Origin of the sequence: Oceanirhabdus seepicola, from assembly GCF_023684385.1 — a bacterium.
Lineage (GTDB): Bacteria > Bacillota > Clostridia > Clostridiales > Clostridiaceae > Oceanirhabdus > Oceanirhabdus seepicola.
The window spans coordinates 695565-708762 of the sequence record NZ_JAGSOJ010000002.1; the positions used below are offsets into that span (position 1 = coordinate 695565).

Sequence of the window (13198 nt, forward strand, 5' to 3'; positions counted from 1 at the left end):
ATGTTAGAAAATATAATTGATTATGTAAATGTGGCATTTATGTATTATATATTTATATATGCAGCGATATTCTTTATTTCCACCATCTTTGCTATGATTAATCTTCAAGAGGCTATGGACAGAAAAAAATATAGTAATAATATTAGAATAAAAAACAAAGCAAATTATATTCCTATTTCCGTTTTAGTTCCTGCATATAATGAAGAACAGACTGTTGTTCAGTGCATTAATTCACTTCTAAGTCTTGATTATCCAGAGTATGAAATTATAGTAGTAAATGATGGTTCAAAGGATAGAACGGAGCAAGTTATACTTGAACATTTTAATTTACAAAAAGTTATGAGACCTGTTAGAAGGTTAGTTCAAAGTAAAGATGAGATAAGTATATATGAAGGCGGAAGTAAAATCAAAATTACGCTTATAAACAAAGAGAATGGTGGGAAAGCAGATGCTTTAAACTTAGGTATAAATGCATCAAAATATCCTTTTTTTGTATCACTTGATGCTGACTCAATTCTGCAAAAAGACTCTTTAAGCAATATTGTTATACCTTTTATGGAAGATGAAAAAACAATAGCTGTTGGAGGAAATATCAAAGTATCAAATCAGGTAGTTATAGAAGATGGAGAAGTTGTAAAAGTATTACCGCAAAAAAAATGGATTGTTATAATGCAAACTTTAGAATACTGTCGTGTTTTTCTTACTACAAGAGTTTGGTTTAATAGATTTAATGGTAATCTAATCATATCTGGAGCTTTTGGTTTATTTAAAAAACAATCAGTTATCAATGTAGGAGGATATGATTCTCAAAGTATTGGAGAGGATATGGGACTCGTTGTTAAGATGCACTCTTTTTATCGTAAAAATAAATTAGCATATAGTATTCAGTATGCACCATATGCTATATGTTGGTCACAGGTTCCTGAAAAGTTAAAAGATTTACGAGGGCAGAGAAGACGTTGGCATATTGGATTAATGCAGAGTTTATTAGAACATAAATATATATTCTTAAATATTAATTATGGCTTAATTGGATCCTTCTCGTTTTTGTACTATTTAATATATGAAATGTTATCTTGCATAATAGAGATTGTTGGATTTGTATTTATTCTTCTAGCATACTATACAGGATTTATTAATATTCAGTTTTTTATAACATTTATAGTAGTATATGTAGGATATAGTTTTGTAATCTCAATGGCAGCTATTATACTAGAAAATTATATATTTAATAATATGTTCTCACTTAAAGTTATTTTAAAACTTATGATATTTAGCATTATTGAATGTCTCGGGTATAGACAACTCTGTTCAATGTATAGATTATCGGCAATATTTCAATATAGAAAAAGAAAATATGATTGGGACAAAATTGATAGAAAACAACATAATAAAATTAATGATAAGGGGATATCTGTTAAGATGTAAGCCTTTTGTGACTTTTGTGAAATAGAGAAATAGATATTTAGAAAGACAACTTTTATGTTGTCTTTTTTTTTATTATTGTTTTTAGAAATTCGAATACTACTTACAAGTCTTAAATATAAATATAAGTATAGATACAGATTTAAATATCAAATAACGTAAAAAAATGGGAAGTTAAGTGTTTTAAATTGACAATTAGGAATAATTGCCATATAATTACCATATATTTACAATTCAAAGGAGAAGGGAGAATAAAGGTTTTGCAATTGGGAGGAATTATAAAAGAGTTTTTTTTTGCAAAAGAAGAATCAAGAGAAATGAAAATAGTATTTTTGTATAGATACATATCATTAATATTCACTTCATTTTTTTTCATTATAGGGAATAATATTTCCACATTTCATAGTAAAATCTTCATAGTATTATGTATAAGTTTAGGATCAATGATATTGACGTATCTTTATAAGAAAAACCAGAACTCTAGCAAATACATTAGTATTTTAGTTTTTATAGAAGCTATTGGTAGTTCTTTTGTACTATTACCATCAGGTGGTTTTAATAGTCCATATTTATTGTATTTTATCAATACAATTTTAATAGCTGCACTAAAATTAGATAGAAAACATTGTTGGATAAATTCATCAATTTATTTGTTGGCATCTATAGGGAATATATACCTATTTGTGGATAAAGGGAATAAAAGTTTATTTGAAATAATAGCCAAACAACCGAATATTATTCTTAGTGTTTTATTAATTACAGCAGCTATAGGGCTTTTATCGAAATTCACAAAAATACTTCAATCTGAAAGTGAAAAATTAATAGAGTTAAATAATCAATTAGTAATAGCAAATAAGAAAACAAATGAAGCAATGGAGCAAATAATGTCATTATACCAAGCAGTAGGATCATTATCAGATCAGAGGGACAGAAGTGAAATTATAAAACTAATAGTTAATTGTACTAAGGAAATTACAAGATCAGATACTGTTTTTTTTAATAATATTTTAGATGAAGAAAATAAAATTATTATTGAAGGAAATGAAGATGTTTCACAATTTATGAAAAATAAATTAAGACATGAAATATCAGTTAGATGGAATAGTATATATAACTCAGAGTCGCCTGTAGATATAATAGTGGCAGATAAACGATTTACGATGGTAATAGTGAGATCAACATATAATAATTATGGAATCTTAGGAATAGAAACTACAGGTTATAAGGAAGATATTATTTCAAAACAAAATATAGATCAATTAGTTTTTTTAGCTCAATTAAGTTCAATAGTAATTGAAAGGTCTCATCTGGAAGAGGTAAATGAGAGATTGCTTGTTACTGAAGAGCAAAATCGAATAGCCGATGAAATTCACGATAGTATATTACAAAAACTCTTTGGTATGTCATGTGGAATATTTGCATTGATAAAAAATCTAGAAAAATCAAATATCAATGAAATCAAAGAAGGGTTAAATAATATAAGAAATTCAACAAATAATGTAATGAGGGAATTAAGGTTTACAATCTATGGTATGAGTTGGAAAAAAGATGGTGTAAATACATTTGAAGTGGACATTATGAATTATATAAAAGAAATACAAAGATTAAATAATGTTAACATAACATTTAAGATTAAAGGAAATCACGAATTGTTGTCAACTAGAGAAAAAAAAGCTGTATATAGAATGATATGTGAGGGAATAGGGAATGGACTGAGGCATGGTAATGCAAACAACGTTGATATTACTCTTTATATAAAATCAAAATATAAGTTGCTTAAAATAATAGATGACGGTAAAGGGTTTGATTTAAATGGAATAAGAAAAGAGAAAGAAAATGGATTAGGCTTAAGAAATATTCAGAATTTAACTTACTCACTTAATGGAGAAATTGATATTTATAGTGAAATTGGTACGGGGACTTCTATAGAAGTTAAGATTCCTAATATTATTCAAAGAATTGAGAAGGGGGAAGTTGTATGAACATACTTATCGTTGACGACCATCCGTTAGTGAGGAAAGGTCTTGTATCTACGCTTTCATTTGAAGATAATATTGAAAAAATCCAAGAGGCTTCAAATGTACATGATGCAATGAATAGTTTAATACAGGATAAATATGACAGTGCAATAATAGATTTGAACCTTGGTAATGAAGATGGATTGGAAATAATAAAAAGGGCAAAGGAAAAAAATTTAAATACAAAATTTATTATTCTAACTTCATCTATAAAAAAAGAAGATTTTTCAAGGGCACAAAAGAGTGGTGTAGATGGATATCTATTAAAGGATGCATTCGCAGAAGATATTATATATGCCTTAAGTGTCATAAAAAGAGGTAGGAAATTCTATGATTCTGAAATGTTGAATTATAAAGTTACAGATGAGGAGGATAATAAAATTAATCAGTTGACACCACGAGAAAAAGATGTGGTACGAGAGCTTGGAAATGGATTGAGTAATTTGCAAATAGGTAAAAAACTATATATATCAGAAAATACCGTAAAAAAGCATGTTAGTAATATACTATCAAAACTCAACTTATCTCATAGAACACAGATTATGTTAGTAGCTAAGGATATTGCATAGAAATGAAATTTATAAAAAACTACATATAAATCTGATAGCTTTGATTAGGTTTGATTAGGTTTGTAAAGTTTCAAATTTGTAGTTGGAAGGGGTAAATAGGGGTGGTAAGAAGAAAATTTATAAAAGTAACTAGAGCTGCACTTATATGTAGTACTATAGCTGCTTCGCTGAGTGTAATGGGGGTAGGATATGCCGCGTGGAATAAAAGTGTTAGCATAATTGGTAAAATAAGTACTGGAAGTATTGATGTGATTTTTAATGAAGCATATTTTAATAATAACCCTAATGGAGATAAAAATTTTGATGAGATACACTTTGGTAATAAGCTTAATGGGGATATAAAAGATACAGCAGATACACAAGCTAAAAAATATAATGATATTAGCGTAGAATTTGACTCTAATACAATCTTAATTAGGGGAATAATGTATTATCCAAATGATATTGTTCTGAAATACAATGTGGTTGATGAGGGAACAATACCAGTAGAGATGATTAACGAAGGTGAGAAAAAATTTGAACTCGAAAATGGAGGATTTATAATTATAAATCCTATAAGTGAAACTATAAAAGTTCATATTCCTAGGGCTGATGGGTACTATACTACGATAGCACCTATTGAATTTAAATCAAAATATGGTTCATGGAAAGAAACTTTGTTTATTGATTTAAATATATTTGTTGAATTACCGAATAACGAAGTAACAACTTCAAGTGCTATATCTATGGAGGTAACAACTTCAAGTGCTATATCTATGGATATTTCTGATAATAGTAGATTCAACGACAGCATAGATGCTTTATCAGGGGAGATTGAAGTGATAATTTCTGAGGATGAAAGTGAAGATTATAATCTAATTGAAGATAATGAAATAGATATTGAAGAAGAAAGTGAAGCTAATGATCAAACACAAGATAATGGTTCAGAATTAGAAGAAAGAAACGAGACATTAGATGATTTATCTGATGCTATAATTGTGGAATCAGAATCAAATAATGAAGTAGAAGAGGATTCATCACAAATAGAAGAAGAGACAGATAATGAAATTGAAGATAATGAAATAGATATAGAAGAACAAAGTGAAGCTGATGATCAAAGTCAAGATAATGATCCAAAAGTAGAAGAAAATGATAGTAATACTGAACCAGGCGAAGAAGTTGATGTGAATGATCAACAGCCAGAGGAAGAAACCCAAACTGAAACAGAAAAAATACTTGAGGCTTTAGAGAAGTTATCAGATGCTATAATTGTGGATTCAAAAGATAATAATGAAGTAGATAGTAAATAAATAATACTATGGAGGAGAAAATCATGTCCAAAGATGAATTTATACCAGTAAAGAAAGACCCCAAAAGAAGTGTAATGCTTCTTTTTATTCTTATATCAATATATTATATTGATAATTCACATATATTATCTTCTATAGATACCAATATAAATATGTATGTAGTGAAACCAATGATGTGGATAGGACTAGCTATAGTTGTTTGGAAAATTCCAAGGTCGCGTGCAAAAGCAAAGCTGCGAAATAAAGGGTTTGTGAATTTATGGGCATTTAATTTTGGGGTTATATATGTTCTTATTATGATTGGTGCAGGTATTATCTTTGGTCTAGGTAAGAGTCCTTATAGCCATAGTATAAAAGGGATAGTAACTAATCTATTGATTTTTGGTTTTCCCCTAGTTACGAGGGAGATTATTAGAAGTTATATGATAAGTAATACCAAAGAAAAATATAAGGGAGTAGCAGTATTTTTAACTGCCCTGCTTATGGCATTTATTAAGATGAATTTCAGTAGATATACTGGTCTTTCAGGATTAAAGAGTACAGCTGAGTTTATGGGGAATTATGGTCTTCCTAATTTTTCAACAAGTCTTATGGCATCTTATTTGTCTTATTTAGGAGGGGTTGTACCTGCCATCATGTATATGGGGATTATTGAAGGCTTTGAATTTTTAAGTCCTATACTTCCAGATATAAAGTGGATAGTAAAAGCTCTTATTGGGACAATTGTACCTTTATTCTCATTTATGACAATTCAGGAATTATATAAAAAGGAATCAAAGGAGAAAGAAGGTATTAAAGCAGAGAAGGAGAATCCCTTTAGTTGGATGGTAACGGTTGTTGTATCCATATGTATTGTGTGGTTTGCAGTAGGGGTATTTCCTGTATATCCTTCAGTTATTGCATCAGGAAGCATGGAACCTAAAATTAAGCCAGGAGATGTTATCTTAGTAAAGAAAGTAGACAGTGAAAGTGTTATGAACCTTAAAATAGGGGAGGTTATACAGTTTGAAAGTGGAAATATACTTATATCTCACAGAATTATTGATATAAAGGAAGAAGAGGGGATAAAGTGCTATAAAACCAAAGGTGATAATAACTCAGTAGAAGATGGAGATCTTGTTAGGCTAGAAGATGTGAAAGGTACTATTATTAAAGTAGTTCCAAAGATTGGGTGGCCAACTCTTCTTCTAAAAACTAAAGATGATGTACCAAAAGAACAGGTAGAATTTTAAGAGCAGATTAATCTGCTCTTTTGTTTTTATTAAGAGTTTCAGCAGCCTGAATACTACTAAAGTAGTATATTTCTAATGAATTAGTACCATTGAAAATAATCTAAAAGGACTATTAAAGAGTATACTTTAGAGTGGAGAAATTAGGGGGGGGAAGCTATATAATTAATATGTAGTCGATAATAACTACAGCGCGCTGAGATTAAGTAGTCAATAATAGCTACTCTGTGGGCTGAGAATATATGGACACGAATAAAAACTAAAATATAATTTAAGGGAGAGATATAAAATGAAAAAAGGAAAAATAATCGCATTAGCTCTTGCGGCTGGAATCACATTTATGGGTGCTGGATATGCAGCATGGACAGATAGCGTAACTATTCAATCAACTGTAGCAACTGGTAAATTACAAGTAGATATTGATAGAACTAGTACTGCTACTTTTGCTAATATCACTAACACTGATAATGATAATGTTGCATCAGCTGGTGTTGGAGATATTACAGAAATAGACGCTAATAAAGGAGTTAAGGTAACATTTGATAACTTATATCCTGGAGCAACTGGACACGCAGAAATATATTTAGACAACATAAGTACTATACCAGTAAAATTTGACGATGCATTAACAGTTCTTGATATGCCTTCAAATTCAGAACTAGATGAATTAGTATTTACTTCTAAATTAGTTGTTAATGGAACAGAGTATGATTTAAGCACAGTTGATCTATCAACTCTTACAGTTAATAAAGAAACTGATATGAAAGTTATTATTGACGTAGAATTACCAGATGGTGCTACAGGAACAGAAGGAGCATCTGTTGATTTTGAATTTGAGCCACACTTCAAGCAATTCAATCAATAATATTAAAGAAAACAATATAATCTAACTGAAGCAGGGAAAATATGTCCCTGCTTTTTAAAAGAAATTATATTATGCTATCCATTCAGATAAATAAAGGATGATAATGTATGAAAAAAAGTAAAATTATGGCATTGGCATTGGCTGTAGCAATGATACTTATGGGAGCTGGTTATGCAGCATGGCAAGATAGTGTTAAATTAAAATCAACTGTGTCTACAGGAAAAATGAATGTAGAGATTGGCGGGTGTAGTAAAAAACTTTTAAAAGTTGAAGCTTATGACACTTTAGAAATATATAAAGAACAACAGGGTATTCGAGAGCCTTTTAGGGAACAGTCAAAGTTGATAAAAGTAAATTGGCCCAATCGAATAACTAATGATAATGAAGGAGACCAGAATGATAAATTAGAGTTAGAAAGTGAAAATGTTTTTCCAGGTGCAGTTGTGACAATTCCTGGATCAATAAGAAATCTATCTAGTATACCAGTAAAGATAGATAATGTACAAATAAATTGTTATGTTAAGGGAATAAATGAAGAAGATAGTGAGTATGAACTAAATACTACATTACTAGATGTTTTTTATATTCCAGAGTTGTATTATGAGATACTTAATGATGATGTGGAGTATCGTCCAGATAATATGACTGAAATAGGTATAAATATACCATTAGCGCAACTAGGTGATAAAATTGAAGATTTTTTAAGTGACGTTATGTTAAAGGAACACGAAGAGGCTTTAATTGGATCTTCTAATCAAAATCCAGATGGTGGAGGCCTAGTACAAAATATGGCACTTGAGTTTAAAGGTGGCATAGAAGATATCGACTATGATTTTTATGAGAACAAAACCATAAAAATCGAAATAAAGTTTACTTGGAAACAATTTAATGAATAAAATAATTATTTTTAAATAAGTAAGGGGGATTAATTATATGAAAAAAGGTAAAATAATAGCACTAGCATTAGTAGGAGCAATTACATTCATGGGTGCTGGTTATGCAGCATGGCAGGATAGCGTTACTATAGAATCGCAAGTAAATACAGGATCATTGGATGTACGTTTTTGTGATAACGATGATTTACCAGATGTATCTATAGATCCAGCAAACTCATATGTTACTTTAGAGGATGATGGAACAGTAAGAGATGATGCAAATGGAGTAGATAAACTTCTAACAATAAATGCAGCGAACTTTTATCCATCAAAGGATGTCACTGGAGAAAAATGGCACGGGAAAGATGATAGAAACGAAAGACCTGCATTAGGAATTACAGCAGGAATTATAAATGCCGGAAGCATACCAGCGAAAATTAATGGGGTTGAGATTTTCCCTAATACTAACGCTAATATGGATTTATATAATAAAATTAGGGTTGAAAAGGGCGTATTATGTAAAGTTTATAAGGGTGATTACTACGTGTGGAAACTATTTAAAGGATGGAAAAAAATTGATTCCGATTTCACAAAAGGATTTGATACAGTGGAGAATATTTCACAGTATTGCCCTAAGGATGATATGACATTAGAAGAGTTTGAAACGTTTTTAAATAATGCAGTAGGCGATGACTATGTTTTAGGTGAGGAAACAACCGTATTTTTTGGCTGTTTAGATTCTGAAGCAATTGTTGGAGAGAGTATAAAACTAGTTCCACACCTTCGTTTATATATACATCAAAGTGCTGGAAATGAAACACAAGATAAGAATTGCACGGTTAATATTAAATTTAACTGGAAACAATTTAATAAATAATAACCAAGCAATACGATTATTAATAAATTATCAATAAGAAAAATGGGCGAGTACAAATTGTACTCGCCTTTTTATATGAAATAGGGTAAAATATACATAATAAACAAAGAGTACCAAAAGAGAGGGGTATAGTATGAAAGTAAGCATAAATAAAAACTTGAAACTAATTTTAATAGTAGCACTGATTATTCTAATATGTGTATCATCTTTTTTTATATTTAAGGAAGCTAAAAGCAATAAAACAAAAGAGGAAAAAATCACTCTTTATACTTATAATAGTGGAGCGGCATTTAATTATAAAGTTCATTTGAAGCCCAATATGTTATTTAAAGAAAATGTTCTAGATGAAGGACAAATATACATATCTGAATTTGTTAAGCACATAGAGAGTATTTTTACATTTCAGTTTAATGGAGAAAATGAAGCAGATATTAAAGGGGATTACGAAATTAAGGCAGTGCTAGAAGGATATACTGGAGAAGGCGAGAGTCTTAAGAACATATGGAAGAAAGAGTTTTCGATAATTGACAGAAAAGACTTTCAAGCAGAGGATAAAGATTATTTTATAGAGGATAAAATTACAATAAAGTTAGATAAATTTCAGGACTTTATAAAAGAAGTCTCTGAGGTTGCTAAAATATCCAGTTCAGTGAAATTTGCAATTCAGGCACAGGTTAACATGGAAGCTGAAACCGATAATGGAATAATAAATAAAACATATTCTCCTACAATGCTAATTCCGTTAGATGGAAGTTACTTTGAAATCGGTGGTAATTTAAAAGACGAACAAAATGGAGTTATTGATGAAACTAAAAAGATTTCCCTTCCTGTAAATAGAAATAGAATAATTATTCTATCAATAGTAGCGGGGATATGTTTGCTAGCATTAATATATGTATTATTCTTTACAATACCTGTAGTTATAGATGAACATGAGAAAGAGCTTAAGAAGATATTTAAAAATCATGGGGATAGATTGGTGGCTCTTAATGAAGAGGGTCTTAGTTATTATGGGGAGTGTATAAAGGTAAAATCCATTGATGATCTTGTGAGAATTAGTGATGAAGTAGGTAAGCCTATCATGTACAAGTATAGCAGTGATTATAGTGAGATATCTAAATTCTATGTTATAAGTGAGAAAGAATTATATTTATTTAAATCTGATATAGAAATAGATAATATGGGAATAGAGAATAAAGAAAATCAAGAGGTGAAAAATCAAACTATTGAAATAATTGATGTTATTGAATAGACTAATATATAAGAATAAAAATTAAAATCTTAATTAAGTTAAGCCAAGGGGCTGTCTCGCCATAGAAAGTGATTTCTAAGGTGAGACAGCCCTTATGTTTAAACTCAGCGACAAAGTCGTTTTATATTAGATAATGTTATTTATTAAATTGTTTCCATTTAAATTTAATATTTATCTTACACTCTTTATTCTGAATTGAATTTGGAGCATTTTCTGTTATGTAAAATTGAATCTTTGGTACTATTTTAGACGTTTCTTGGGAGTAATCACCAGCAGTTAAAATTTCATCAGGATATAATATTACATCTTTAAGGTTTTCATCTAAATAACTTTTTAGTTTAGTTAAAGACATATCAAACGGAGGTCTAGTTGGTTTAGGAGGAAAAGAAGATTTTAGTTCTTTAAATTCTCTATTATTTTCAAGTCTAAGTATTGTTGAATTATTAGAGGTAAGTTTATATATATAACCAAACTCAGCTTTAATATAATTTGCTACATCTTTATCATCTTCACATTCAATTTCTACTCCATCAAATTTAACAGGGACACTTCCTAAATTTTGTATTACACCATTGAAACATAAAGCTGGTAACTCTGTGCTATTTTGATCTAGTGAAGAATTTGAACTATCAGGATTAATGCTAATAGATCTTAAGACACGATCCTCTGAATTAGCTGGATAAAAATTTCCTGCATCTATGGTTAGGACTTTTTTATCTTTACTTATTGTTCCATTATCTTTTAAGTCTATGTAGGAGTCACCGTTTGAAATGATTTCTGCTTTATTTGGCGTGCCAGCTATTGCAAGAGGTATAGTAGGAAAACTATCTAAGCCAACGAATTGAACGTCAATATTACCAGTAGTAACTTCTGAGTGTATAGTAACGCTATCCTGCCAGGCTGCATATCCTACACCCATTGTAGTGAGCGATAGTGCTAGTATTAGTGCAATTACTTTTCCTTTTTTCATAAATTTCACTCCCCAAAATATTATTTTATATTTATAGTATAGAATATTTTTCCAAAATATAACATACCATAAAGTATACTTTTTAACTATCAAATAGAAGTAGTATATAACTAAAAATAATTAGATATATACTACTTAGGTTCTATATAGAAATAATCTTAATACACTTTTTATACTTTGAATTATTTCTTTTTATTGAAGAGTAGTGCAATACCGGATCCTATGAATAATACTGATATTCCCAAAAGTACCTTATAATCAAAGAATGAACCAGTTTGTATAAGTTTTTCTTCAATGATTATTGGCTCCCCACCTTCATTATCATTAGGATTATTATCAGGTTTAGGGTCTGGAACAAGAGTTGGGGCTGGATCTTGTTCTTGGTCTTGTTCTTGGTCTTGATCTTGGTCTTGGTCTTGATCTTGGTCTTGATCTTGATCTTGGTTTTGATCTTGATCTTGGTTTTGATCTTGGTCTTGTTCTTGGTCTTGATCTTGGTCTTGGTCTTGATCTTGGTCTTGATCTTGATCTTGGTTTTGATCTTGATCTTGGTTTTGATCTTGATCTTGGTCTTGGGTTTGATCTTGGTCTTGATCTTTGTCTTGATCTTGATCTTGGGCTTGATCTTGGTTTTGATCTTGATCTTGGTTTTGATCTTGATCTTGGTCTTGGGTTTGATCTTGGTCTTGATCTTTGTCTTGATCTTGATCTTGGGCTTGATCTTGGTTTTGATCTTGATCTTGGTTTTGATCTTGATCTTGGTCTTGGGTTTGATCTTGGTCTTGATCTTTGTCTTGATCTTGATCTTGGGCTTGATCTTGGTCTTGATCTTGGTTTTGATCTTGATCTTGATCTTGGTCGTGGCCTTGGCCTTGATCATGATCAGGATTTTCGTCTTGGTCAACATAGTGTTCAGTAAAATTAAATAGGATATTAAAATCTGCCTGGAGATTTTGAACATCATTCCCAGCATTATCAATCATAGAAAGTTCTAGAGTAAATTCACTTCCAGCATCTTTTGAGAAGATTAATTTTTTATCTAGTTTAAAAGTATGTTGGTTGATAACCTGAGATAATGGTTTATTAAAGATTGTAGTATCTTTATGTTTAAAGTTTAGATACACATCTTCTGTGAAACTATAATATCGTGGGTTAGTGCTGTCTATTTTACTGTCAGAAGACATATTTGTTAAAGAAAAATTTTCAAAACTTAAGGTTTCAAGCTTTATATTTTTATTAGTATTGTTTATTATGTTAAATGGTGTTTGTAATATACCTCCTGGATAAAGTGGGGATTGTGAATAGTCCATGAGATTTAATTTGAATACATTATTATCTGGAGTTACATAAAAAGTTTTTATCGTATCTGTGTTGTTTATCAATCCATAAGTAAAAGAATAACTTAAAAATATTACTGCAAAAACAATGGTGAAAATAAACAGATATAATGGTTTCTTTTTCATAAAGTAACCTACCTTTCCTTGAATTTCATATGTATTTTTAATAGTACATATGATTAGTTTTGATTTCATATATATAATTTAGAAATCAAAAAATTTAATAATTTATTATGAATTATATTTTAGGAGTAAAAAGTATGTTGCTATGTAGTTAGTGAAATGATTACCTAATTATATATATATTCGGGAGATTTTGATTTTATAATAAATCAGGGTAAATTTGAATTGCACTAATTATAGTAAATTATAACATTATTACTATAATTTTACAATTAATATTAATATACTATAAATAGACACAACTTTAAAGTCAATTCTAACCGAATTGAGATATAGATTGTTACTACTTCAAAGGTTGTTTTCTAATAA

Annotated in this window: 11 protein-coding genes; 9 read left to right on the forward strand and 2 right to left on the reverse strand. The window is 29.7% G+C overall.

Annotated elements, in window-relative coordinates:
- The 9 genes from KDK92_RS10800 (at window position 1) to KDK92_RS10840 (ending at window position 10399) form a co-directional block, all read left to right on the forward strand.
- A complete protein-coding gene (locus KDK92_RS10800; RefSeq protein ID WP_250859265.1) occupies window positions 1-1428 on the forward strand; it encodes a glycosyltransferase family 2 protein in 1428 nt (475 codons plus the stop codon).
- A gap of 263 nt (window positions 1429-1691) precedes the next feature.
- Complete coding sequence (locus KDK92_RS10805) at window positions 1692-3407, forward strand: sensor histidine kinase (protein ID WP_250859266.1); 1716 nt, start codon at window positions 1692-1694, stop codon at window positions 3405-3407.
- On the forward strand, window positions 3404-4012 hold the full coding sequence (locus tag KDK92_RS10810; RefSeq protein ID WP_250859267.1) for a response regulator: 609 nt from the start codon (window positions 3404-3406) through the stop codon (window positions 4010-4012). Before KDK92_RS10805 ends, KDK92_RS10810 begins: the two co-directional genes overlap by 4 nt.
- 101 nt (window positions 4013-4113) lie before the next feature.
- The gene (locus tag KDK92_RS10815) at window positions 4114-5301 is read left to right on the forward strand and encodes a hypothetical protein (protein WP_250859268.1); all 1188 of its coding nucleotides are present in this window, start codon (window positions 4114-4116) and stop codon (window positions 5299-5301) included.
- A gap of 23 nt (window positions 5302-5324) precedes the next feature.
- On the forward strand, window positions 5325-6533 hold the full coding sequence (locus KDK92_RS10820; protein WP_250859269.1) for a signal peptidase I: 1209 nt from the start codon (window positions 5325-5327) through the stop codon (window positions 6531-6533).
- Window positions 6534-6819: 286 nt separating this feature from the next.
- Window positions 6820-7395 carry a hypothetical protein gene (locus tag KDK92_RS10825; RefSeq protein ID WP_250859270.1) on the forward strand — a complete coding sequence of 192 codons (576 nt, stop codon included), beginning with the start codon at window positions 6820-6822 and terminating at the stop codon, window positions 7393-7395.
- Between the two features lie 107 nt (window positions 7396-7502).
- Window positions 7503-8291 (forward strand): hypothetical protein, encoded by a 789-nt coding sequence (locus KDK92_RS10830; RefSeq protein ID WP_250859271.1) that lies wholly within the window; start codon window positions 7503-7505, stop codon window positions 8289-8291.
- 37 nt (window positions 8292-8328) lie between these two features.
- A complete protein-coding gene (locus tag KDK92_RS10835; protein WP_250859272.1) occupies window positions 8329-9147 on the forward strand; it encodes a hypothetical protein in 819 nt (272 codons plus the stop codon).
- A gap of 133 nt (window positions 9148-9280) precedes the next feature.
- Window positions 9281-10399 (forward strand): DUF5305 domain-containing protein, encoded by a 1119-nt coding sequence (locus KDK92_RS10840; protein ID WP_250859273.1) that lies wholly within the window; start codon window positions 9281-9283, stop codon window positions 10397-10399.
- A gap of 136 nt (window positions 10400-10535) precedes the next feature.
- Here the strand turns inward: KDK92_RS10840 and KDK92_RS10845 are convergent, their stop codons facing one another.
- The gene (locus KDK92_RS10845) at window positions 10536-11369 is read right to left on the reverse strand and encodes a hypothetical protein (protein ID WP_250859274.1); all 834 of its coding nucleotides are present in this window, start codon (window positions 11367-11369) and stop codon (window positions 10536-10538) included.
- Between the two features lie 182 nt (window positions 11370-11551).
- The gene (locus KDK92_RS10850) at window positions 11552-12832 is read right to left on the reverse strand and encodes a hypothetical protein (protein ID WP_250859275.1); all 1281 of its coding nucleotides are present in this window, start codon (window positions 12830-12832) and stop codon (window positions 11552-11554) included.
- Between the last annotated feature and the right edge of the window lie 366 nt (window positions 12833-13198).